The organism is Winogradskyella vincentii, assembly GCF_020166345.1.
GTDB classification, from domain to species: Bacteria; Bacteroidota; Bacteroidia; order Flavobacteriales; family Flavobacteriaceae; genus Winogradskyella; species Winogradskyella vincentii.
The window spans coordinates 481,627-504,082 of the sequence record NZ_JAIUJS010000001.1; the positions used below are offsets into that span (position 1 = coordinate 481,627).

25 protein-coding genes are annotated in these 22,456 nt (G+C 33.3%); 14 read left to right on the top strand and 11 right to left on the bottom strand.

Going from position 1 to position 22,456, the window contains the following annotated elements; translation table 11 throughout:
• Nucleotides 1-118 precede the first annotated feature (118 nt).
• The 9 genes from LBV24_RS02200 (at nucleotide 119) to LBV24_RS02240 (ending at nucleotide 6,597) form a co-directional block, all read left to right on the top strand.
• Nucleotides 119-592 (top strand): nucleoside deaminase, encoded by a 474-nt coding sequence (locus LBV24_RS02200; protein WP_224476952.1) that lies wholly within the window; start codon nucleotides 119-121, stop codon nucleotides 590-592.
• A 115-nt stretch (nucleotides 593-707) separates the two neighbouring features.
• A complete protein-coding gene (locus tag LBV24_RS02205; RefSeq protein WP_224476953.1) occupies nucleotides 708-1,043 on the top strand; it encodes an arsenosugar biosynthesis-associated peroxidase-like protein in 336 nt (111 codons plus the stop codon).
• Between the two features lie 5 nt (nucleotides 1,044-1,048).
• Nucleotides 1,049-2,113: an arsenosugar biosynthesis radical SAM (seleno)protein ArsS gene (arsS, locus tag LBV24_RS02210; protein ID WP_224476954.1), complete on the top strand. Its 1,065-nt coding sequence runs from the start codon at nucleotides 1,049-1,051 to the stop codon at nucleotides 2,111-2,113.
• A 4-nt stretch (nucleotides 2,114-2,117) separates the two neighbouring features.
• Nucleotides 2,118-2,612, top strand: a complete 495-nt coding sequence (locus LBV24_RS02215; RefSeq protein WP_224476955.1) for a rhodanese-like domain-containing protein — start codon at nucleotides 2,118-2,120, stop codon at nucleotides 2,610-2,612.
• A complete protein-coding gene (locus tag LBV24_RS02220; protein WP_224476956.1) occupies nucleotides 2,605-3,234 on the top strand; it encodes a TIGR04282 family arsenosugar biosynthesis glycosyltransferase in 630 nt (209 codons plus the stop codon). The genes LBV24_RS02215 and LBV24_RS02220 overlap by 8 nt, the downstream gene beginning before the upstream one ends.
• On the top strand, nucleotides 3,227-4,039 hold the full coding sequence (locus LBV24_RS02225) for a purine-nucleoside phosphorylase (protein WP_224476957.1): 813 nt from the start codon (nucleotides 3,227-3,229) through the stop codon (nucleotides 4,037-4,039). The genes LBV24_RS02220 and LBV24_RS02225 overlap by 8 nt, the downstream gene beginning before the upstream one ends.
• Nucleotides 4,040-5,008, top strand: coding sequence for an arsenosugar biosynthesis arsenite methyltransferase ArsM (arsM, locus tag LBV24_RS02230; RefSeq protein ID WP_224476958.1), 969 nt, complete (start codon nucleotides 4,040-4,042; stop codon nucleotides 5,006-5,008).
• Nucleotides 5,009-5,018: 10 nt separating this feature from the next.
• Nucleotides 5,019-5,912: a DUF547 domain-containing protein gene (locus tag LBV24_RS02235; RefSeq protein ID WP_224476959.1), complete on the top strand. Its 894-nt coding sequence runs from the start codon at nucleotides 5,019-5,021 to the stop codon at nucleotides 5,910-5,912.
• The gene (locus LBV24_RS02240) at nucleotides 5,905-6,597 is read left to right on the top strand and encodes a TIGR04283 family arsenosugar biosynthesis glycosyltransferase (RefSeq protein ID WP_224476960.1); all 693 of its coding nucleotides are present in this window, start codon (nucleotides 5,905-5,907) and stop codon (nucleotides 6,595-6,597) included. Before LBV24_RS02235 ends, LBV24_RS02240 begins: the two co-directional genes overlap by 8 nt.
• Here LBV24_RS02240 and LBV24_RS02245 read toward each other — a convergent pair whose 3' ends face one another.
• Both LBV24_RS02245 and LBV24_RS02250 read right to left on the bottom strand, forming a co-directional pair.
• The gene (locus LBV24_RS02245) at nucleotides 6,598-7,326 is read right to left on the bottom strand and encodes a metallophosphoesterase family protein (protein ID WP_224476961.1); all 729 of its coding nucleotides are present in this window, start codon (nucleotides 7,324-7,326) and stop codon (nucleotides 6,598-6,600) included.
• The gene (locus LBV24_RS02250) at nucleotides 7,327-8,343 is read right to left on the bottom strand and encodes a glycoside hydrolase family 113 (protein WP_224476962.1); all 1,017 of its coding nucleotides are present in this window, start codon (nucleotides 8,341-8,343) and stop codon (nucleotides 7,327-7,329) included.
• Nucleotides 8,344-8,442: 99 nt separating this feature from the next.
• Here LBV24_RS02250 and LBV24_RS02255 point away from each other — a divergent pair, with 99 nt between their 5' ends.
• The 4 genes from LBV24_RS02255 to LBV24_RS02270 are packed head-to-tail and all read left to right on the top strand — an operon-like array spanning nucleotide 8,443 to nucleotide 13,552.
• Complete coding sequence (locus tag LBV24_RS02255) at nucleotides 8,443-9,747, top strand: NAD(P)/FAD-dependent oxidoreductase (protein WP_224476963.1); 1,305 nt, start codon at nucleotides 8,443-8,445, stop codon at nucleotides 9,745-9,747.
• Nucleotides 9,748-9,749: 2 nt separating this feature from the next.
• Complete coding sequence (locus LBV24_RS02260) at nucleotides 9,750-11,339, top strand: 4Fe-4S binding protein (protein WP_224476964.1); 1,590 nt, start codon at nucleotides 9,750-9,752, stop codon at nucleotides 11,337-11,339.
• Between the two features lie 33 nt (nucleotides 11,340-11,372).
• On the top strand, nucleotides 11,373-12,062 hold the full coding sequence (locus LBV24_RS02265; protein WP_224476965.1) for a glycosyltransferase family 2 protein: 690 nt from the start codon (nucleotides 11,373-11,375) through the stop codon (nucleotides 12,060-12,062).
• A gap of 56 nt (nucleotides 12,063-12,118) precedes the next feature.
• On the top strand, nucleotides 12,119-13,552 hold the full coding sequence (locus LBV24_RS02270) for a cellulose synthase family protein (RefSeq protein WP_262901987.1): 1,434 nt from the start codon (nucleotides 12,119-12,121) through the stop codon (nucleotides 13,550-13,552).
• Here LBV24_RS02270 and LBV24_RS02275 read toward each other — a convergent pair.
• Nucleotides 13,549-13,977, bottom strand: a complete 429-nt coding sequence (locus tag LBV24_RS02275; RefSeq protein WP_224476966.1) for an SRPBCC family protein — start codon at nucleotides 13,975-13,977, stop codon at nucleotides 13,549-13,551. The two genes, LBV24_RS02270 and LBV24_RS02275, sit on opposite strands and share 4 nt — an antisense overlap.
• 83 nt (nucleotides 13,978-14,060) lie before the next feature.
• On the opposite strand from LBV24_RS02275, the gene LBV24_RS02280 reads away from it, so the two are divergent.
• Nucleotides 14,061-15,422: a glycosyltransferase family 58 protein gene (locus LBV24_RS02280; RefSeq protein ID WP_224476967.1), complete on the top strand. Its 1,362-nt coding sequence runs from the start codon at nucleotides 14,061-14,063 to the stop codon at nucleotides 15,420-15,422.
• Here the strand turns inward: LBV24_RS02280 and LBV24_RS02285 are convergent.
• The 8 genes from LBV24_RS02285 to LBV24_RS02320 form a co-directional block, all read right to left on the bottom strand.
• Complete coding sequence (locus LBV24_RS02285) at nucleotides 15,419-15,715, bottom strand: hypothetical protein (RefSeq protein WP_224476968.1); 297 nt, start codon at nucleotides 15,713-15,715, stop codon at nucleotides 15,419-15,421. The two genes, LBV24_RS02280 and LBV24_RS02285, sit on opposite strands and share 4 nt — an antisense overlap.
• Before the next feature lie 117 nt (nucleotides 15,716-15,832).
• Nucleotides 15,833-16,672, bottom strand: coding sequence for a pseudouridine synthase (locus LBV24_RS02290; protein ID WP_224476969.1), 840 nt, complete (start codon nucleotides 16,670-16,672; stop codon nucleotides 15,833-15,835).
• Between the two features lie 47 nt (nucleotides 16,673-16,719).
• Nucleotides 16,720-17,667, bottom strand: a complete 948-nt coding sequence (locus LBV24_RS02295; protein ID WP_224476970.1) for a carbon-nitrogen hydrolase family protein — start codon at nucleotides 17,665-17,667, stop codon at nucleotides 16,720-16,722.
• A complete protein-coding gene (locus tag LBV24_RS02300; protein WP_224476971.1) occupies nucleotides 17,667-18,569 on the bottom strand; it encodes a geranylgeranylglycerol-phosphate geranylgeranyltransferase in 903 nt (300 codons plus the stop codon). The genes LBV24_RS02295 and LBV24_RS02300 overlap by 1 nt, the downstream gene beginning before the upstream one ends.
• A 45-nt stretch (nucleotides 18,570-18,614) precedes the next feature.
• A complete protein-coding gene (locus tag LBV24_RS02305) occupies nucleotides 18,615-19,544 on the bottom strand; it encodes a mevalonate kinase family protein (RefSeq protein WP_224476972.1) in 930 nt (309 codons plus the stop codon).
• A 24-nt stretch (nucleotides 19,545-19,568) separates the two neighbouring features.
• Nucleotides 19,569-20,642 carry a diphosphomevalonate decarboxylase gene (gene mvaD, locus LBV24_RS02310; RefSeq protein WP_224476973.1) on the bottom strand — a complete coding sequence of 358 codons (1,074 nt, stop codon included), beginning with the start codon at nucleotides 20,640-20,642 and terminating at the stop codon, nucleotides 19,569-19,571.
• 34 nt (nucleotides 20,643-20,676) lie between these two features.
• On the bottom strand, nucleotides 20,677-21,225 hold the full coding sequence (locus tag LBV24_RS02315; protein ID WP_224476974.1) for a DUF1697 domain-containing protein: 549 nt from the start codon (nucleotides 21,223-21,225) through the stop codon (nucleotides 20,677-20,679).
• Nucleotides 21,225-22,439 carry a BaiN/RdsA family NAD(P)/FAD-dependent oxidoreductase gene (locus LBV24_RS02320; RefSeq protein ID WP_224476975.1) on the bottom strand — a complete coding sequence of 405 codons (1,215 nt, stop codon included), beginning with the start codon at nucleotides 22,437-22,439 and terminating at the stop codon, nucleotides 21,225-21,227. The genes LBV24_RS02315 and LBV24_RS02320 overlap by 1 nt, the downstream gene beginning before the upstream one ends.
• Nucleotides 22,440-22,456: the final 17 nt, after the last annotated feature.

Sequence of the window (22,456 nt, forward strand, 5' to 3'; positions counted from 1 at the left end):
ATTTTCTAGATTTAAAATCATTTAAGATATTATCCTAATTCTCGAAATTTTTATTAATAATAAATATCTTTAAAATAATATTGAGACTATTATACGAATTAATGAAAGTTGATGTCCTATGAATAACAAAGAACAGTTTATGATAAAGGCAATAGAGGTTGCAATAAATGGAGTAAAAAATAATGAAGGTGGACCATTTGGATGTATAGTTGTCAAAGATGGTGAAATAATTGGCCAAGGAAACAATAAAGTAACCTCAACAAATGACCCAACAGCCCATGCAGAAGTAATAGCCATTAGAGATGCATGTAACAATATAGGCTCTTTTCAACTTGAAGGATGTGAGATATATACTACCTGTGAACCTTGCCCTATGTGCCTAGGTGCAATCTATTGGGCAAGACCTGAAAAAGTTTATTATGGATGCAATCAAATAGATGCAGCAAACATAGGTTTTGACGATCAATTCATATACAATGAAATTCCCTTAAGCTATAACAAACGTAGCATACCATTTAAACAATTGGCAAGAGAAACTGCTCTAAAGGTTTTTAAAAATTGGGAGGATAAAGAAGACAAAATTGAATATTAGTTTGTACAAAGACAATTTGATTTATGTTTATAAATATTTTCTGTAATCTTTAAGAATTAACTTCGACAAAAAATACTATCTTGATTTTTTGTACAAACAAATAAGAAATAAATCAATGTCTAAAACATATTACGATCCTGCAGACCTTAGAAAATTTGGCAAAATAACAGACTGGAGCGAAGAGCTTGGCAACAAATTTTTTGATTATTACGGTAAGGTATTTGAAGAAGGTGCTCTAACCGCGAGAGAAAAATCTTTAATAGCTTTGGCCGTATCACATACTGAGCAATGCCCTTATTGCATCGATGCTTATACTAAAGATGGTTTGGAGCGTGGCATAACCAAGGAAGAGATGATGGAAGCCATTCATGTTGGCGCTGCCATAAAAAGTGGCGCAACATTGGTGCATGGTGTGCAAATGATGAATAAAGTAAATAAACTTGACGGATAATTTAGATGATAAAAGTTAAAACCCAATCTTTACATAAGCGCGAGAGTTTATTAGTTCAAAGCAAAAGGCAATTAGAAATATTATCAAATGGAATATTTCAAAATGGTGAACTTCCAAAATTTAAAGAAAAAATTGCCGAAACAAATCAATTTCCTCTAAAAGCCAAAAAACTTGAAATTTTACAAATCAATGTTGGTTACATGTGTAACCAAGTTTGTGAACATTGTCATGTAGACGCAGGTCCAGACAGAAAGGAAATTATGACCAAAGAGACAATGCTTCAGTGTCTGGAAGTAATAAAAAATACGGGCGCACATACTTTAGATCTCACAGGTGGTGCACCAGAAATGAATCCTCATTTTAGATGGTTCGTTGAGGAAGCTTCAAAAGCAGGTATTAAAGATTTTATAGTGCGATCAAATCTCACTATAATTAGAGCCAATAAAAAGTATTACGATTTACCAGAATTCTTCAAAAAACATAACGTTCATGTTGTGAGCTCTATGCCACATTGGACAAGAGGCAAAACCGACAAACAACGTGGTGATGGTGTTTTTGATAAATCTATTAAAGCGTTACAAGAATTGAATGCTATCGGTTATGGCATGCCCAATAGTAGCTTAAGGTTAGATTTAGTTTACAATCCATCAGGCGCATTTCTTCCTGGAAATCAAGCTTCGATGGAAAAGGATTTTAAAAAGGCATTGCTAGAGGATTTTGGTATTCAATTTCATAATTTATTTGCTATTACAAATCTTCCGATAAGTAGATTCTTAGATTATTTAATTGCTTCAGAAAACTACGAAGACTACATGTATCAATTGGTAGATGCCTACAATCCTGACGCTGTAACTAATGTTATGTGCACAAATACCTTATCAATAAGCTGGGATGGATATTTATACGATTGCGATTTTAACCAGATGTTAGAGTTACCTGTAAATAGCAAAGTAAAGCACATTTCTCAATACAATGAAGAGCTATTAGAAGGTAGAAATATAGTTATATCACAACATTGTTACGGCTGTACAGCGGGTGCTGGAAGCAGCTGTCAAGGAACCGTTGCTTAACATTATGAAGAATTCCCTATTAATCATATTTTCAATAGTTAGCCTATTTTCTTTTTCTCAAGAAACTATAACTAACGTATTAAAAAAATACAATAAAGAAAGTATCCCATATATAACTGCAAATGAATTGGCAACGCCAAGTATAGAGGCAGTATTATTAGATGCTCGAGAAATTGAAGAATATGAGGTGAGCCATCTCAAAAATGCTATACATGTAGGCTATGATAATTTTAATCTTATTGAAATTAAAAATCTTTTATTAGATAATGATGCCATAATTGTTGTGTATTGCTCCATAGGTGTAAGATCTGAAGACATTGCGGAAAAACTAAAGAAAGAAGGCTATAAAAATGTTTACAATTTGTTTGGCGGTATTTTTGAATGGAAAAACAATAACTTCACGGTTTATAATTCAAAGGAAGAACCAACTGAAAATGTACATGCATTTTCAAAGGATTGGAGCAAATGGCTTTTAAAAGGTAAGAAGGTTTATGACTAATGCATTAGTAATAGTTTTTGTAAAAAATATAACTCTCGGTACTGTAAAAACAAGATTAGCAAAGACCATTGGAGACATGGGTGCTTTTGAAGTTTACTCAGAACTCGTAAAAGTTACAGAGAAAGCAACAAGAAACCTTAACTGTGACATTAAAATTTATTACTCTAGTTCTATAACAGAATCTCATTGGCCAAATGAAAACAAAACTGTTCAGCAAGGGGAAGATTTAGGCGAAAAAATGTACAATGCCTTCAATGATGGTTTTAAGGCTGGTTATAAAAAAATAGTCTTAATTGGTTCTGACTTACCAACAATTACATCCAGTTATATTAAAGAGGGTATTAATTCGCTTGATGATACAGAATCAGTTTTCGGACCTGCAGAAGATGGTGGTTATTATTTAATTGGCCTTAGATCGATGGTGCCTGAAATATTTCAGAATAAACCATGGAGTCAAAATCATCTATTAAAGACAACGTTACATGAGTTACAAAAATTAAACGTTTCAGTAAGTACCTTGCAAACATTAAATGATATTGATACTTATGAAGATTTAATTGCTTCAGATTTCTATAAATCAAACGTAGAATTACAAGAAAAAATACAACAGTTAAATGATTAAATACATAACTGAAAGTACAGAATATTTGAAGAGCAAAGGCTTTGACAAACCTGAAATTGGTATAATTTTAGGTACTGGACTTGGGCAACTCATAAACGAAGTTGAGATAATTGCAAAGGCCAGTTATAATCACATTCCTAACTTTCCTACCGCAACGGTAGAGTTTCATAAAGGAAAACTCATATTTGGTAAGTTAGCAGGTAAAAAGGTTGTTGTAATGCAAGGCCGTTTCCATGTTTACGAAGGCTATTCACTTCAAGATGTTACTTTCCCAGTTAGGATAATGGAAAAACTCGGAATAAAGACCCTTTTGGTTTCCAATGCAGCGGGCGCTATTAATTTGGATTTTAAAAAAGGCGAACTAATGCTAATTGATGATCATATTAATTTGCAAGGTAGCTCTCCATTAGCCTTTAAAGGTGTATCAGAATTAGGTGAGCGTTTTACTGATATGAGCGCTCCTTATGATTCTGAGATAAATGCAATGATAGAAGAAATTGCAAACACTAATAATATTAAACTGCATAAAGGTGTATATGCAAGTGTTGTTGGACCGCAATTAGAAACCAGAGCTGAGTACAGAATGCTGAAGATTATTGGTGCAGATGCGGTAGGTATGAGTACAGTACCAGAAATAATAGTTGCAAATCATTTAGGTCTAAAAACCTCGGCAATTTCAGTTTTAACAGACGAATGTGATCCTGATAATCTTAAACCTGTAAATATCACTGAAATCATAGAAATGGCAAACAAAGCCGAACCTAATATGATAACCCTATTTAAAGAATTAATAAAGACATTATAAATGAGTTATTTAGAAACCACACACGATGTATATAAGGAAGCTGCTTTAACGCCAGATGTTGGATTATGCTGCACCACAAATCCTATCTGGGAACTTCCAGGTTTAAAGATTCCTAGAATAATGCAAGAAATGAACTATGGTTGTGGAAGTACAGTGCATGCACGAGATTTAACCAACAATCCAAAAATGCTTTATGTTGGTGTTGGCGGCGGTATGGAACTTTTGCAGTTTGCCTATTTCAACAGGCAGAAAGGTGGTGTTATTGGTATTGATGTGGTTGATGAAATGTTAGAGGCATCACGTAAAAATTTTAAGGAAGCTGAAGAACTAAATCCATGGTTTAAAAGTGATTTTGTTGAACTTAAAAAGGGTGATGCTATGAATCTTACCGTAGAAGATAATAGCATAGATGTAGCAGCACAAAATTGCCTTTTCAATATCTTCAAAGCAGATGATCTTAAAAAAGCCATTGATGAGATGTACCGTGTACTTAAACCTCATGGCAGGTTAGTAATGAGTGACCCTACATGCGAACAACCGATGAATGATGCATTACGTAATGACGAGAGATTAAGAGCTTTGTGCCTCAGTGGTAGCTTGCCAATTGCAGAATATGTAAAAGCCCTTACTGATGCGGGATTTGGTACAATTGAAATAAGAGCCAGAAAACCTTATAGAATATTGGACCCTAAACACTATCCTACAGACGAATTAATATATATAGAATCCATAGAAGTTGCAGCTATAAAAGACCCTATGCCAGCTGACGGACCATGTATATTTACAGGCAAAGCAGCTATCTATTTTGGAGAGGATGAATATTTTGATGATAAAGCAGGTCACGTTTTACTTAAAAACCAGCCACTAGCTATATGCGATAAAACAGCCGGAGCCTTGAAAGCTTTGGGTAGGGATGACGTCTACATAAGTGAATCTACATTTCACTACGATGGTGGTGGATGTTGTTAAGTAAGATTAAATGACTGTTTTAAGAACATTTCTATTACTCCTAGTGTTTTGTTCAATTTCTTGTGCATCAAAAAAGGAAGTTGTAAAAAAAACATCGCCTGAAAAAGTTGTAATAGACTCTTTGATAATAACTAAAGTGCCAGATCAGGTTCCACCACCCCCTCCACCTCCTCCACCAATCCCGGAAGAAGGTGAACCGATGGAGGTTGATTCAGTTTATATACCTGCACCACCTCAACCACCAAAATTGGTAAATGCAACTAATACTTCTTTTCATCAAAAATGGGATTTGGTATTAAAACAGTATGTAACAGACCAAGGAAATGTTGATTATTCAGGTATCAGAAACTCTTCAGATTTTGATATTTATATTGATTGGCTAGTTCATAATAAACCCAAAAACACATCATCAGATGTAGAACAACTCGTATTTTGGATAAATGCATACAATGCATTAACAATTGATTTAATTTTACGCAATTATCCCGTTAAAAGCATAAAAGATATCAAAGATCCATGGGATCAACGTTTATGGAAGTTTGGTGACAAGTGGTTAAACTTAAATGACATAGAACATAAGATATTGAGGGAAATGGGCGAACCGAGGATTCACTTTGCCATTGTTTGTGCTTCAGAATCTTGCCCCAAACTTCAAAATGAAGCATTTACTGCATCAAATTTAGAAGCGTTACTAACCAAATCAACTAAAGAATTTCTAAAGGACAATTCTAAAAATGAAATTACCAAAAACAGTTTAAAACTCTCTAAAATATTTAAGTGGTTTGCTAAAGACTTTAAGCAAAATGGAAGTCTAATAGATTTTCTCAATCGCTATACTGATGTAAATATTTCAGAAGGTGCAAGGAAAAATTATAAAGACTATAATTGGGATTTAAATGACTAAAATTTCAATAATCATTCCTGTTCTGAATGAGGAAAATTATATAGGTGAGTTACTAAAACATTTAGAAACTAATTCTAGCCCTAAAAATATATCAGACATCATTGTGGTTGATGGTGAAAGTTCAGATGGTACAAAAGCTATTATAAAATCATTTGAAAACATTACTCTGATTTCCTCAGATAAAGGAAGGGCAAAACAAATGAATCTTGGCGCAAAAACATCAATAGGTGATGTTTTGTATTTTCTACATGCAGATGCACATCCACCAAAAGACTTTGACGAATTGATCCTAAAAGAAATATCCAAAGGCAATAAGGCAGGCTGTTTTAGAATGCAGTTTGACAGCAAGCATTGGTGGTTGCGTTTAGCAAGCTGGTTAACCCAATTTAATCTAAGGCCATGTCGTGGAGGCGATCAAAGTCAATTTATAACCCGAGAACTATTTAAAGATATTGGTGGTTATGATGAAGACTACCTTATTTATGAGGACAATATTCTAATTAATGAATTATATGCCCGAAAACAATTTGTAGTTATAAATAGTAAAATCAGAACCTCAGCAAGACAATATAAAAAAGTTGGTATTTGGAAATTACAGTATCATTTCTGGTCCATTTATGTCAAAAGATGGTTCGGTGCTTCGGCTGATGATATTTATAATTACTACAGAAATAAAATCAAATAATTACTTATTTCTCCCTTGTTCATTAGGGTATAAATAAGTTACTGGGTCACTTTGAAAAACCTCTTTCGTATCAACATTCATGGCGGATAAACGACCTGTAAATGCAGCACCTGTATCTATATTCCATACATTTGCTGCATTCATAGGTTCGTATTTATGATAATTCAATGTTGGTGTATGGCCAATATATATTTCTGAATAGTGGGTTAGTCTTTGAGGATATCTATCAGAAGTTCTGGTAATGCGTTTATCCATGGTTAAGGCCATTTCCCAAAGGGTTCTATCAAAGTAGAAGTTTCTAATTTCGTATTCACGTTGAACACCATGCATAGAAGTAAAACCAGCATGTACATATAGTCTATTTGCCTTGTCTAAATGAAAAAGTTCCATAGCTTGAAAAAACTGTAGATGTTGCTTTTTTTCTTCAACTGTGAATTCAGAATAACTTTCAACAGTTTCTTTACCACCATGAGCTAACCACACTGGATTTGCCAATCCTTCCCTGAGCCAATCTTCACACCAAACATCATGATTACCCTTAATAAAAACACACTTTACAGTATTTGACAACTCAATCAGATACTGAATAACTTGTGCGGACTCACTCCAGCCATCAACATAATCACCAAGAAAAACAAGTTTATCTCCTGATTTAACTTTCAATTGTTCTATTAACTGAACAAGGGCTTTTAAACCACCGTGAATATCTCCAATAACTAAGTTTCGCATTTAATAATTGTTTGAATGTCCGTATTGAACTCTGATGACCTCCTGAGATGGTTTATTTTGTGGTGTAAACATGTTGTTATTAGGTCCTCCAACTTTATCGTGTATATGGAACCATTTCCAAACAAATCCACCAGCAAACCAATTTTCTTCCCAAAATGTTTCAAACAACGCTTTCGTTGTATTTACTTGAGCTTCAAGATTCACTGAACCATCTCTATTAGAATAGTCCCATGGTCTTTCACCAGCATAATCTACACTACGATAACCGTACTCGGTAAAAAGAACTTTCTTTTTATATGTATTTGATAATTTTAATATTTCAGGTTTATGTTTTTGCCAACCTGCCATACAATCTTCAAAGCTTGGAGTCTTATTATCACTAACAGGAAAATAGGCATCAATTCCTATAAAATCCAATTTATCCCAAAATGGTGTTTTCCTATACTCATTCCAATTAGCCGCATAGGTTAACTTTCCATTGTAAACCTTTCTTAATTTATCTATTAGTGAAAACCAATATTCAGGTCGGTATTTTGTAAATAGTTCTAACTCTGTACCAATACAGAGAATTTCAGCATTAACTTCTTCAGCAAGTTCTGCATATTCAAGTAGAAAACTACTGTATGAATCCTCTAGTGCTTTCCAAGACGCTTCAGATTGCATCATTATTTCTCCAGTAAATTTACCACGACTAACCCATATTTGGGGTTTTATCATTATAGAAATATCTTTTTTTTGTAGTTCGTATATGTATTGCTGCGCTCCAGCTCTAGTTTCACCATACCATTGCCTGTCTGTATTATGTATTACTTGAGGATGATCTAAATCTTTAATAAAACCAAATGGCATTACTGCTGCATAATTAGCATTGACCTCTACCACTGGAACTATATTAGTGCTATCTATGGCTGTATTCATCGCAACAAAACTTACGCCATTTATTTTCTCAGGTTTATAAACACTAGCTGCACAGCCAAATATTAAAATGGAGAAAATCAAAGAAATTAAACGTTTCATAAAACTAAATAATGCCTAAATTTAAAGAAATTCAACTATGGCTGTTAAGGTTTTAACAAAACCTTCGACCTATTGTCTATACTAACAACCAATTTCAATATGGAACACGTCGTAATAATCGGCAATGGTATATCTGGTGTCACACTTGCAAGACACGTCAGAAAACTATCGGATAAAAAAATTACCATTATCTCAGCAGAAGCAGAATATTTTTTCTCACGTACTGCTTTGATGTATGTTTATATGGGACATATGAAATTTGAACATACCCAACCTTACGAGGATTGGTTTTGGGATAAAAATCGTATTGATCTCAAACAAGGATTTGTAGAATCCATTGACACCAAGTCTAAAGTTCTTCATTTTTCTCATGGTGAAACATTGAACTATGATAAGCTAGTAATTGCAACTGGAAGCAAACCAAATAAATTTGGTTGGCCAGGACAAGATTTGGAAGGTGTTATGGGAATGTACCACAAACAGGATTTAGAAAATCTTGAAAAATATGCTCCTAATAATAAAGAGTGTAAACGTGCTGTAATTGTTGGTGGTGGTTTAATTGGTATTGAACTTGCAGAAATGTTAAATAGTCGCAGTATACCTGTTACATTTCTTGTTAGAGAATCTAGCTTTTGGAATGGTGTATTACCTGAAGGCGAAAGTGGTATGATTAATAGACACATAAGAAATCATCACATTGATTTACGTTTATCTACAAACCTTAAGGAAATTAAATCTGATGAAAACGGTAAAGTTAAATCCGTAATCATTGAAGAAACTGGAGAAGAAATTGAATGCGATGTAGTTGGGTTAACTGCTGGAGTTTCACCTAATATAGATTTTATAAAAGATTCTGAAATTGAAACTGGTCGAGGTGTTAAAGTAAACCGATATTTAGAAACAAACATTCCCGACGTTTATGCTATAGGAGATTGTGCGGAGCAACACGAAGCCATAGGAAATAGAAGGCCAATTGAAGCGGTTTGGTATACTGGTAGAATGATGGGTGAAGCACTTGCGCAAACTATTTGTGGCAACCGCATAAAGTACAATCCAGGATACTGGTTTAACTCGGCTAAATTTTTAGATATAGAATATCAAACCTATGGTTGGGTACATGGCAAAAAAGGTAGACCTGAGAATGAAGCACATTTTCATTGGAAACACGAAGATGACACTAAATGCATAACAGTAGCTTATGATAAGAACACAAATAAATTTCTAGGCATCAACACCTTCGGAATTAGGATGCGACATGAAACGTTTGATACATGGCTTACCGAAAATAGAGATGTTGATTATGTAATTAATCATCTTGCTGAAGCAAATTTTGATCCTGAGTTTTATTCAAGATTTGAAAAACAGATAATTCAATCCTATAACAATCAACTACAAACTGCCTAGTAATGAGTAATAAATTAAATCATAGCATGTCATTGGCAACGCCAGATGCCTTAAACATTACAACCAAACAGAAAATAGCTCTAGGTTTAGGACTAATTGGTCTATTTATTTTAACTCTTGCTCTATTCAATACAAGTTTTCCAAACAAAGGATTATTTCTAACAATTGCTTTGAGTCTAATTGTAATTGGGACGATTTTTTATTCTAGGGAAGCCTATTTAAACAAATTAGAAGGCATAAAAAATGATGGAGTATGGTTCAAATCAATTTCTTCAAGAGGATTTTGGGGCTGGTCGGTAGGGATTATTCTTACTGCGTTTTATATTGTTCTTTATTTCTATCCTCAATATTTAGGACTAGGAAAAGATGGTGTGGAGAATACAGGCTTAATCAGTTTATTTGACCCTCTTAGTCAATTGTTAAGTGGCAGAAATGCAAGCCAATGGTTTGTTTATGGTACACTTTACACAATTGCAATTTTAGCTTTTGGTTACAAGTTCATTTTAAAATACAGACATAATCGTTATCAACAAATTAGAACTGTATCGGTAATGTTTTTTCAATTAGGTTTTGCCTTTTTGATTCCGGAATTTATGTATGTAATGAATAATGATTTACCATATTATGATCTTAAGAGCATCTGGCCACTTAACTATTATATTTTTGATGAATGGTCTGTAAAAGCCTTTTTATCTAATGGTAATATTGGATTATCTCTTATATTATTTGGTGTTCTATCAATATTTGTAATTACACCAATTTTAACTTACAAATATGGGAAACGGTGGTATTGCTCATGGGTCTGTGGTTGTGGAGGTCTTGCTGAAACAGCAGGTGATTCTTTTAGGCATTTATCTTCAAAAAAATTGTCAGCATGGAAACTAGAACGGTGGTTAATTCACTTAGTACTTGTCTTTTCAGTTGTTATGACAACTGCAATGATCTATACATATTTAGGCTATAAGAGTAATGATTTTTGGTTAACAAGAGGTGTTTTCATTTCACTTGTGATAGGCTTTTTGACAATTATTTTCGCTGGTGTAATGATTTTTAAACGAAATGAACTTGGTAAGGATGCCAAATATGGTGCTATTGGGTTTTTTCTTGTAATTACTCTTCTTCTGATAATGCATTTCACAGGTACAACGGATCAACTTTTTTACATAAAATCCGGAAACTTAAGATCAGCTTATGGTATATATATTGGTTCTATTTTCTCAGGTGTAATCGGCACAGGTTTTTATCCAATTTTAGGTAGTAGAGCTTGGTGTCGTTTTGGTTGTCCTATGGCTGCTATACTAGGATTTCAGCAACGCCTATTCTCAAAGTTTAGAATAACAACCAATGGTGGCCAATGTATTTCTTGTGGAAATTGCTCAAACAGTTGCGAAATGGGTATTGATGTAAGACATTATGCCCAAAAAGGTGAAAATATTGTGCGCTCAAGTTGTGTTGGTTGCGGCATTTGTGCTGCGGTTTGTCCAAGGGGTGTCCTAAAATTAGAAAATGATAGTATGAAAGGGCGAATTAATCCTAATGAAATACTTATAGGTAATGATGTTGATTTGATGAAATTGGTAAATGAGAATTAAGAAGTTGTATTTTTGCAACTTCAAATTGAGGTAATGCCCATCATTAAAGTTATAATTCCTGCTTTTAACGAAGAGGATTCTATTAAACATGTCATAAACGATATCCCAGATATTGTAGATGAAGTTATTGTAGTAAGCAACAATTCTACAGACAATACAGAAAAGAATGCCAAAGGTTTAGGTGCCACAGTGTTGGTCGAAAAACAAAAAGGGTATGGATATGCTTGTCTCAAAGGCATGGATTACATTGCTCAACAAGAAAAAAAAGCAGATATCATTGTTTTTTTAGATGGGGATTATAGTGATTATCCTGAAGAGCTAGTAAAAATTGTCAATCCAATTATAGAAGATGATGTGGATTTTGTAGTTGGTGCACGTGTAAAAGAACTACGAGAAAAAGGATCAATGACCTTACCTCAAATTTTTGGCAACTGGCTCGCAACAAGTTTAATGCGCTTATTTTTTAGATCAACCTTTACAGATTTAGGACCATTTCGTGCTATCAAGTATTCTAAATTATTAGATCTTAAAATGGAGGATAAAACTTATGGTTGGACAGTAGAAATGCAACTGAAAGCACTCAAACAAAAATTCACCTACAGAGAAATCCCTGTCAATTACAGAAACAGAATAGGTGTCTCAAAAGTTTCAGGTACCATAAAAGGTGCTATATTTGCAGGCGTAAAAATCCTTTGGTGGATTTTTAAATATAGTTTCAAGTGATTTATCTTCAGTATTTCATAATTGTAGTTTACACAATAGCAATAGTGCTTATTTTTATGTATGCACTTGCACAACTCAACTTGCTTTATAATTATTTAAGTTCAAAAAAGAAACGTGAAGAATGTGAAACTTTTGACCTGAATAATCCTAATGAAATTCCATATGTAACTATTCAACTACCGGTTTTTAATGAGATGTATGTTATGGAACGTCTTCTAGACAACATTGCTCTTATAGAATACCCTAAGAATAAATTAGAAATACAGGTTTTAGATGACTCTACTGATGAAACTATTCATACTACTAAAGCTCATGTTGAAAAATTAGCATCTACTGGACTTGATATCAAACACATCACCAGAACTGATAGAACTGGATTTAAAGCTGGTGCATTAAAGGAAGGCTTGAAAATTGCCAAAGGTGATTTTATAGCAATATTTGATGCTGATTTTTTACCTCAACCAAACTGGTTAAAACGCACCATTCCTTACTTTAAAGATGAAGAAATTGGTGTTGTACAGACACGCTGGGGACATATTAACAGAAATTATTCTTTGTTAACCAAAATCCAAGCATTTGCATTAGACGCCCATTTTACCTTAGAACAGGTTGGTCGTAATTCCAAAGGACACTTTATCAATTTCAACGGAACAGCTGGTGTTTGGAGAAAGACCTGCATAGAAGATGCCGGTAATTGGGAAGGAGACACATTAACTGAAGATTTAGATTTAAGTTATAGAGCACAACTTAAGAAGTGGAAGTTTAAGTATTTAGAAGACGTAGAAACTCCTGCAGAATTACCAATTGTAATAAGCGCTGCGCGTTCTCAACAGTTTAGATGGAATAAAGGTGGTGCAGAGAATTTCAGAAAAATGCTGTGGCGCGTAATTAAATCTAAAAATATTTCTACCAAAACTAAAATACACGGACTCCTTCATTTACTGAACAGTTCCATGTTTTTAAGCATTTTTGTGGTAGCAGTATTAAGCATACCTATGCTCTACATTAAAAATGAATATGCTCATCTCAGAGACTACTTCTACGTTATGAGTTTCTTTGTAATGAGTACTATTATCTTTTTTGTTTGCTATTGGTTTATGTACAGAAATATTTATGGTAGTGGATTTAAGAAATTCTTTGGATACATAGGCATGTTTTTCACTTTCTTTTCTATTGCCATGGGCTTCTCATTGCATAATTCCATTGCAGTACTTGAAGGTCATGCAGGCAAGAAGAGTGAGTTTGTACGCACACCTAAATTTAATATTAGAAAGTTTAAAGACAATTGGAAAAACAATAAATACCTACGTAAAAAAGTATCTCCACACGTCATTATAGAAGGTCTTCTAATGCTGTATTTTGGATTTGGATTATACAGCGCTTTTATTGTTGGTGATCAGGGTGGTGACTTTGGACTATTTCCATTTCACCTGATGCTATTTATTGGGTTTGGGTATGTGTTTTTTAAATCTTTAAGTTCAAAAGTTTAAGCTCTATTCTCAAAAGGAACTACAACTCCTTTCTCTAAATAATCTTTCAGACCTTTTAAAAGAAGTGCCCAGCAAAAGGACGAGTGCTTAAAGTGATCATTGCATTCTGACCAATCTTCATGAAAAAATCTAATGTAGGTTCCATTTTCTTTTTCCTCTAAATTATAACCAAATGTTGTTGGATTCCAATCTTCATCTGATTCTGTCATTTTAAAATGAATGTGATCATTTTTCTTGCAAGAACTAACCTCAGCAAACCAATTATACTTATCCGTAAAGTTATAATTGTATGTTTCTCCTTTTTCTGGAATTCCACTGCACTTTAATGGCCACCAATTGACAAGATGCTCGGGCTGAGATATTGCATTATATACTGATTCGATGTCCTTAAGAATTAAAAAATTGTGGTGAATAGAATAACCCATAATTTAAGTATTGCTCTTAAAGTTAAAAATCTTTTTATAAAGGCATTAAATGTCGCGAAGCAAATAATTTTATCTTTGGCTATATGCTCGGAATAATCAATATAATTAAATACAAAAAGTTACCACTTGTTTTTATTATTTTGAGTTCCATATTGTATTTAATCTTTGCCTATGATTTAGCAAGAACCGATACTTTAAAACTCCTTCTGCTATATGTGGGTCTTTTTGTTTTTGCTTATCTCGTTATTAAGTCAAGTGGGTTCTATTTTAGGATTTTAGTTTTTGCTTCTGTTCTATTTAGATTTTTATTTCTATTTGCAATACCAAATCTTTCACAAGATTTTTATCGTTTTATTTGGGATGGTCAGATGATATTGTCTGGTTTAAATCCGTATTTAAGTACTCCTGATTATCAGATGGAATTAGGAGCTCTAACAAATTTTCCAAATCAACTAGAACTATATCATGGAATGGGAAGTCTAAGTGCTTCAAATTACACAAACTATCCACCATTAAACCAGCTATGCTTTGTCATTGCAAATTTGTTTCCTGGCCACAGTATTTTGAATTCGATTGTCGGTATGAGAATACTTATTATTGGCGCAGATTTAGGTACACTATATTTTGGTAAAAAACTCCTTGAGAAATTAAATATTCCATCCAACAGAATCTTTTGGTACATACTTAACCCTTTTATAATAATTGAGCTAACAGGTAACCTTCATTTTGAAGGTGTAATGGTTTTCTTTTTCGTTTGGAGTCTGTACTTACTGCATTGTAGAAAGTGGATAATATCTGCGATTATTCTAGCTTGTTCAATCTCCATAAAATTAATCCCATTAATGTTTTTACCGTTATTTTTTAAATGGTTTAAAAAAGAAAATGGAAAGTTAAATTTAAAGAAATTGATAAAGTTTTACTTAGTCGTTGGAGGAACCCTAATTCTATTCTTTATACCATTTTTTTCAATGGAATTTATTACTAATTACTCGAAAACCATTGGATTATGGTTCGGTAATTTTGAATTTAATGGTAGCATTTATTATTTGGCAAGAGAAATTGGTTATGCCATTACTGGGTATAATGAAATAGCAATAATCACAAAGATATTTCCACTGATATCCTTATCTATAATCCTTTACTTTTCCTTTTTCAGAGCAACACACACGATAACTGAATTGGCAACTTCAATGCTTCTGGCACTTAGTTGCTATCTGTTTTTAAGTACTACAGTACATCCATGGTATTTAACAACACTAATCATACTTTCTATTTTCACTGCCTACAGATACGCTCTAATTTGGTCTGTTGTAATAATACTAAGCTATTTTGCTTATGCCGACATTGATTATACCGAAAATCTATGGGTATTAGCTCTTGAATACCTCATTGTATTTTCTGTATTTATTTGGGAAGTCGTGCTGAAGAAAAAGATAATTTTTTAATCCTCTAAATCTTCAGGTGGTTGTACGGCATCAGGATCATCTCCTTGAAAATCCTCATAATCATCTTCATCATAATTCTCCATAGTCACCGCTAATTTAGTACTTACTTTAACTAAATACTTTGTGTCTTCCGTGGTAACCTCAACGGCCTCAACAAGTTCATTTTTAGCATTTCTAAATGAAATAATATGATTATCGTCATAGCCGTCGGGATACTTTTCTACTAACAATGCGAGTATCTCAGGTGTTAGTTTTTTGAAATCTACAATTACACGTTTTAGATTATCTTTCATCTTAGTTAGGGTTGATTACTAATACTAAGATACAAATGAAATTAAAATAAATATTAATGAAATATTATTTTAAGGCTGGCTTCAAGAATATTGAATTGTTGTAATGTATAATATAATTTAAAGCATTTTAAGAGTATTAACCTCTTGTGTAGTTAAGTGTTTCCAATGCCCTCTAGGAATGTCTTTTTTAGTTAAATGACCAATTGCAACACAATCAATTTTTACAATATCGTATTTAAGGTGATCAAAAATTGTTCTTAATATTGTGTTGCCAGTATTTTTAATTTTTATACCTATTTTATTTTTAGACTCACCTTGTATATAACTAACTTCTTCAACGGCAATAAGCTTTCCTTCAACCTTGAATCCCTCTTGAATTTTTTTAAGGTCTTCAAATTTTAGATTCTTATCTAGTTCTACTTGAAATAGACGCGCAACACCTGTTTTAGAATTGGTAAACTTTTGAACCACCTCATCATCATTGGTAAACAATAGTAAGCCTAAAGAATTCCTGCCTAATCGCCCTATGGGCTTAATTTTAGCATTGGTTGCATTGGCAACTAAATCCATGACCGTTCTACCCTTTCCTTCTGCTGTAGTAGTAGCAAATCCTTTCGGTTTATTGAGAAGCACGTAAACTTTTGGCTCCGGACTAATGCGTCTTCCATCAAATTTAACTTCATCACCAGGCTTCACTTTATAACCCATTTCGGTAATTACCTTACCATTCACAGTAGCTAATCCTAAAGCAATATTTTCATCAGCTTCTCGCCTAGAACAAATTCCAGAATTTGCAATGTATTTATTCAATCGAATCTCATCTGGATTCGATGTTTTTTTCGGCTGAGACTTTTTCTTAGAGAATCTGTTATCCTTAGCAAAACCCTTTGTATTACTTCTGGCAGGTTTTCTGCTTGAAGCTTTCCCTTTTCCTCTTCCATCTTGATTTCTGCTCATAACACTTATATTTTTGGCTGCAAAGGTATAACAATACTTTACATTAACTATTTTATTTCTACAGTAGTTTGCCTATCTCTATTGACGGTTAATTTTGTTACATCGGGTCTAGAGTAATGGCCAACAACGTCAAAATTTTGACGCTCTTCTAATACTCTATTAAAGTTAATAGATTGAATTATTAAACCCTCTTTATTGATTACTGGCTCCACAATCCATTCACCATCTGGTCCTGCTATACAACTGCCTCCATTTGCTAATATATCAGGCGCATTTTTTATAATTTCATTATAGAAAGGTGTGTTCTCAGGAAAATCCATTTTGTTCATTAAACTTGAAACCGAAACCACAAAAGAGCGTGACTCCCGTGCAATAAATCTTGTTATATCTTTTGTGTTATGATCACTGCCAGGCCATACGGCTATATGTAAATTTTCACCTTGACCGTACAATGCTGTTCTTGGTAAAGGCATCCAATTTTCCCAACAATTTAAACCACCTACTGTAAATGACTTTAAAGGGTGAACTTGTAGCCCATTGCCATCACCAGGAGCCCAAGTTAAGCGTTCATCGTAAGTTGGCTGTAGCTTTCTATGTACAGATTTTATTTCACCCCTTTCATTTATATAGACCAATGATGCATAAATACTGTGCCCTCCTCTATCAGTAGGTCGCTCCATAATCCCTAAATACATGGCTATGTTATTAGCTTTAGCCAATTTACATATTGAATTTAAATCTCCCTTTTCAATGCATATAGAATTGCTAACATAATGCGCATGAAGTATCTTGTTAATATCCGTATTCCACTCAGCACCTCCAGTAAGAGCCAACCAAAATGGATATCCTGGTAAAAGAGCTTCACCAAAAACTATAAGCTCTACATTTTCTTTAGTGGCATCAATTATGGACTGTTCAATTTTCTTTAATGTGGCATTTTTATCTAACCAAACTGGTGCGATTTGAGCCATTGCAATTTTTAAGTTATGCTCCATTATATACGATTTAAAACAATTGATATATCAATTAATAATATTGAAAATACACCAGCAACAATTATAAACTTAAGTACATTATGAAGAAGCAAATAGTGTGTTTTCTTTTCTGATTTCCATAAAACAATGAGAAATACCAACAACAAAAATATACATAGATAAAAGAAATAATACATATGTCCTATTTCAAAATAAAGTATCAGAATTGTTGCTGCAGTAATTGTTAATAATGCCATAATACTTAGCATCAGTTTTGTTATTCTTTCGCCATGTACAACAGGAACTGTACGATAATTCATTGCCAAATCTCCTTTAATATTTTCCAAGTCTTTTATGAGCTCACGCATGGAAATCAGTAAAAACAAGAATATTGCATGGCCGAAGATTACCAGCTCAAAATTTCGATAGTAAATAAAAATGGCAAAAAATGGAGTCACCGTCAATACTGCCGAAACAATATTACCTGTTATTGGTTGCCTTTTTAAACGATGCGAATAGAACCATATTGCAAAAATGTATAGAGCAAAGAAAACAACAGCCTTAAAAGATACATAGCTTGCAAAGACTATAGCTAAGAAATTCAGCACAAAATAAAATGAGAGTTTGGTGTTTTGACTAACTAATCTATCCAACATTGTTTTTTGCGGACGATTGATAAGGTCCTTTTCTGAATCGTAAAAATTATTAATGATATAACCAGCAGCTATTGTTGCCGAAGAAGCCAAAACAAGCATTAATAAATTAACATCTAACAGAACTGTTTTAACGGGTAGGTGGTTCGCAAAAATATATATGGAAGCCAAATATTGCGCAATGACAACAACAAGAATATTATATCCACGTACAACAGAAAATAAACTGAAAAATTTAAGGAGTATATGTTTTTGCTGTCTTGAAAGCATGGATTTAGAAAATTAAACCCTGAAATAAGTTCAGGAAAATCTACATTAGAAGTTATATACAACCTCTAATTTCTGTCCTTTGAGTGCTTCCTTTGCTCTATCAATATTTTCGGTGAATCCTAGAATATATCCTCCTCCACCAGAGCCACAAAGTTTTAAATAGTAATCATTAGTTTCAATCCCTTTTTTCCATAATTCATGGAATTGTTTAGGAATCATTGGCTTGAAATTATTAAGTACAATCTTAGATAATTGTTTTGTATTCTTAAATAACGATTTTATGTCACCTTTTAAGAAATCATCTACACAGGCATCTGTGTGTTTGATAAATTGTTCTTTCAACATACTTCTAAAGCCTTCATTCTTCATGTTTTCCATGAAAATTTTAACCATCGGAGCAGTTTCACCAACTATACCACTATCTAATAAGAAAACCGCACCCTTACCTTCAGATTTCTGAGATGGTATACCTGTAGCTTCAATATTATCCTTAGAATTTATTAAAATAGGCAAACTTAAATAACTATTTAATGGATCTAAACCGGAAGACTTACCATGAAAAAAAGATTCCATTGCAGAGAAAATGGCTTTAAGTTTCAACAATTTTTCTCTCGTCAAATTTTCTAATACGGTTATCTTATTCATTGCATATTTATCATAAATAGCTGCAACCAATGCACCACTACTACCAACACCATAACCTTGTGGAATTGATGAGTCAAAGTACATGCCTGCATCTACATGCTTTTGCAATGTGTCAAAATCAAAAGAAACCAAGCCTTCTTCAATGTTTCGCAAATAATCAACAAAGGCAATCAAACTTTTATTTGATTTTTTTGCTTCGCCAGAAGGGTTTTCGTCAACTTTGAGAGCTCCATTATAGAAATTATAAGGGATAGATAATCCTTTAGAATCTTTTATAATTCCGTATTCTCCAAATAATAGAATTTTAGAATAAAATAATGGTCCTTTCATAGTTTTTTAAGTTGCTAGGTTTGGCTACAACCGTTTTGCACCATTCCCAACGCTATCGCAAATATAGTGACCCTTTTGGCAATATGCAACTAACTCACTCTTAATGAAGTCATAAACTTTTGATTCCTCAGCCTTGGGAAACAATACATGAACGTTAGCTCCAGCATCTAAAGTGAAGCAAATATTTGAATTATTTTCTTCTCGAAACTTCCAAATTCGGTTTATGATTTCCAAAGTATTTGGCTTCATTAAAATGAAATATGGCATACTTGTCATCATCATTGCATGCAAGGTTAATGCCTCACTTTCAACAATTTTTATAAACTCCTTCAAATCACCTGATGACAATATATCCTTTAGTTTGCCCAAATTGTCATGTGCTTGTGAAAATCGCTCCTTTGCAAATGGATGACCATACATAAGTTTATGTCCCAGAGTACTGCTAACTTGTTTCTCTCCTTTGTCTACCAGTAAAATTGCATCTTGATAATCCTTAAAATTTGAGTGAATATCACCATCAAACCTTACACCAAATAAATCTGAACTCTCTGTACTCCTATTTTTACCCCAAACCACAAGTTCTCCCTCAATACTTCTACAAGCACTTCCTGATCCTAAACGCGCTAAAAAAGATGCCTTACGATTAAAGTAATCATCCGCATAATCTACACCCAAGTCTTCCTCAATACTCATTAAACAAAGTGCCAATGCACTCATACCTGAAGCAGAAGAAGCAATACCAGAACTATGAGGAAAAGTATTTGATGTTTCAATATTAAAGTGATAATCTCTTAAGAATGGGACATAGCTTTCAATACGTTCAAAAAAAGTTTGAATCTTAGGTTTAAAAGCTTCATTCTTCTCACCTTCGAAAAAAACATCAAAACTAAATTCTGAACTTGTCTTCTTGGTATATGTTACCTCGGTTATAGTTTTACAATTTGATAGTGTAAAACTAATCGACGGATTCTCAGGAATTTGATTTTTGCGTTTTCCCCAATACTTCACCAAAGCTATATTACTTGGAGACGACCATTTTACCGATCCGCTTTCTACATTAGAATTGTAGGACTTAAGAATAAAATCTTGATCTGTCATTTAATTTTAATTCAGTTGCAAAAATAGAGAAAATCTAGAGGTTTGGTCTATTTTCTTCTGCCATGCTTATCAATTTTAGCATAGTTTTATAATTCCTGGCTGTGGCACCAACGGATAATTTACGCTCAAAGTAATTTAAATTAAATTTAGCTTTGCCATAACCGGTTGCACAATAAAAGTAGATACAGTCACCAATAATGAAATACTCCTCATTTTCGTAGGTCTTTTGACTAGCTTCGTTTACTAATTTTTTGTTTGGCACATGACTAAGTATTGCAAAATAACTGTTGATTTTTTTATCTTCTGACAAGGGGCAATTCTCAAATATTGAATTTAGCTCCTGTTTTGTTCTTACCAATACAGAAACTTCAAAGCCAAAATGATTGAGAATCGAATTTTGAATTCTTCTCTCTAATTCTGTTTTTTTTTGTTCATCAGATTGAAAAATAATATTGCCAGTTTGAATGTAAGTCTTTACACCTTCAAGTCCAATATTAGCTAAAATAGATCTAAGTTCAGCCATGGGCACTTTTCTATGACCACCAACATTTATTCCTCTTAAAAGTGCGATATATGTTTTCATTATTCATTAATTGATTGTGCCACAATATATGCTCCTGTCCAAGCATTTTGAAAATTGAAACCTCCAGTTACAGCATCTACATTTATTACCTCGCCTGCAAAGTAAAGATTCGGTATTAATTTACTTTCAAAGGATTTAAAGTTTATTTCCCTTAAATCTAATCCACCAGCTGTAACAAATTCTTCCTTAAAAGTGCTTTTCCCAGTTACATGAAAAACGGCTTGGGTTAGTTGTTGGGCCAATGAAACCAATTGAGATTTGTTGATTTCTGCCCATTTCATTTCGTCAGAAATACCAGAGGCAACAACCAATTTCTTCCAAAGTCGCTTTGGCAATTCAAATTGGGTAGTGTTTACAACTAATTTTTTTGCGAATAAAATCTTTGCTTTTTTTAAATCCTCAATACAAGTATCAGTATCTTTTTGAATAAAGTTTACTTTAATTTTAAAGTTATAATTTAATTCTGCAAGTTCTATGGCACCAAAGGCTGAAAGTTTTAAAATTGCTGGTGCGCTCATACCTACATGGGTAATCAATAATGGTCCATGAGAATTTAAGTTAGTTCCCAGTACTTTAACATCTACATTTTTTGCAACGACTCCTGGTATATTCTTAATTCGTTCATCATTAATATCAAAAGTAAATAGAGATGGAACTGGTTTTACTATAGAATGCCCAATTCCTTCTAATAAATTCCATATTTTAGGATTACTTCCAGTGGCAATCACAAGCTTATTACATGTAAATTGATCCTTGATGGTATGAATTAAAAAACCATCTTCAACTAATTCAAATGATTTTACAGATTGATTATAACATACTTCAACACCGTGCTTATTACTCTCTTTTATAAAACAATCTATTATAGTTTGGGAAGAATTTGAAACAGGAAACATCCTGCCATCTTCTTCAATTTTTAATTCTACACCACGCTCTTGAAACCAAGAAATGGTATCACCTGTCATAAATGAATGAAACGGACCCAACAACTCTTTTTCGCCTCTGGGATAGTTCTTAACCAATTCAGATGGGACAAATTCTGCATGTGTTATATTACATCTTCCACCACCAGATATTTTAACCTTTTGCAATCCTTCTTTACCACGTTCTAAAATGGCAATAGACAATTGAGGAAACTTTTCTGCAATATTTATACCAGCAAAAAATCCTGCTGCACCACCACCAATAATTATAATATCTTTGTGTTTACTCAAAGTCTTAGATTGAAATT

Bases quoted from the DNA above. Each gene is read 5' to 3' on its own strand.
- LBV24_RS02205 (WP_224476953.1), top strand. From the start codon at position 708: ATGTCTAAAACATATTACGATCCTGCAGACCTTAGAAAATTTGGCAAA.
- LBV24_RS02200 (WP_224476952.1), top strand. From the start codon at position 119: ATGAATAACAAAGAACAGTTTATGATAAAGGCAATAGAGGTTGCAATA.
- LBV24_RS02235 (WP_224476959.1), top strand. From the start codon at position 5,019: ATGACTGTTTTAAGAACATTTCTATTACTCCTAGTGTTTTGTTCAATT.
- LBV24_RS02265 (WP_224476965.1), top strand. From the start codon at position 11,373: ATGCCCATCATTAAAGTTATAATTCCTGCTTTTAACGAAGAGGATTCT.
- LBV24_RS02275 (WP_224476966.1), bottom strand. From the start codon at position 13,977: ATGGGTTATTCTATTCACCACAATTTTTTAATTCTTAAGGACATCGAA.
- LBV24_RS02270 (WP_262901987.1), top strand. From the start codon at position 12,119: ATGTATGCACTTGCACAACTCAACTTGCTTTATAATTATTTAAGTTCA.
- LBV24_RS02255 (WP_224476963.1), top strand. From the start codon at position 8,443: ATGGAACACGTCGTAATAATCGGCAATGGTATATCTGGTGTCACACTT.
- LBV24_RS02260 (WP_224476964.1), top strand. From the start codon at position 9,750: ATGAGTAATAAATTAAATCATAGCATGTCATTGGCAACGCCAGATGCC.
- LBV24_RS02315 (WP_224476974.1), bottom strand. From the start codon at position 21,225: ATGAAAACATATATCGCACTTTTAAGAGGAATAAATGTTGGTGGTCAT.
- mvaD (WP_224476973.1), bottom strand. From the start codon at position 20,642: ATGACAGATCAAGATTTTATTCTTAAGTCCTACAATTCTAATGTAGAA.
- arsS (WP_224476954.1), top strand. From the start codon at position 1,049: ATGATAAAAGTTAAAACCCAATCTTTACATAAGCGCGAGAGTTTATTA.
- LBV24_RS02245 (WP_224476961.1), bottom strand. From the start codon at position 7,326: ATGCGAAACTTAGTTATTGGAGATATTCACGGTGGTTTAAAAGCCCTT.
- LBV24_RS02225 (WP_224476957.1), top strand. From the start codon at position 3,227: ATGATTAAATACATAACTGAAAGTACAGAATATTTGAAGAGCAAAGGC.
- LBV24_RS02280 (WP_224476967.1), top strand. From the start codon at position 14,061: ATGCTCGGAATAATCAATATAATTAAATACAAAAAGTTACCACTTGTT.
- LBV24_RS02250 (WP_224476962.1), bottom strand. From the start codon at position 8,343: ATGAAACGTTTAATTTCTTTGATTTTCTCCATTTTAATATTTGGCTGT.
- LBV24_RS02295 (WP_224476970.1), bottom strand. From the start codon at position 17,667: ATGGAGCATAACTTAAAAATTGCAATGGCTCAAATCGCACCAGTTTGG.
- LBV24_RS02220 (WP_224476956.1), top strand. From the start codon at position 2,605: ATGACTAATGCATTAGTAATAGTTTTTGTAAAAAATATAACTCTCGGT.
- LBV24_RS02290 (WP_224476969.1), bottom strand. From the start codon at position 16,672: ATGAGCAGAAATCAAGATGGAAGAGGAAAAGGGAAAGCTTCAAGCAGA.
- LBV24_RS02285 (WP_224476968.1), bottom strand. From the start codon at position 15,715: ATGAAAGATAATCTAAAACGTGTAATTGTAGATTTCAAAAAACTAACA.
- LBV24_RS02240 (WP_224476960.1), top strand. From the start codon at position 5,905: ATGACTAAAATTTCAATAATCATTCCTGTTCTGAATGAGGAAAATTAT.
- LBV24_RS02300 (WP_224476971.1), bottom strand. From the start codon at position 18,569: ATGCTTTCAAGACAGCAAAAACATATACTCCTTAAATTTTTCAGTTTA.
- LBV24_RS02305 (WP_224476972.1), bottom strand. From the start codon at position 19,544: ATGAAAGGACCATTATTTTATTCTAAAATTCTATTATTTGGAGAATAC.
- LBV24_RS02215 (WP_224476955.1), top strand. From the start codon at position 2,118: ATGAAGAATTCCCTATTAATCATATTTTCAATAGTTAGCCTATTTTCT.
- arsM (WP_224476958.1), top strand. From the start codon at position 4,040: ATGAGTTATTTAGAAACCACACACGATGTATATAAGGAAGCTGCTTTA.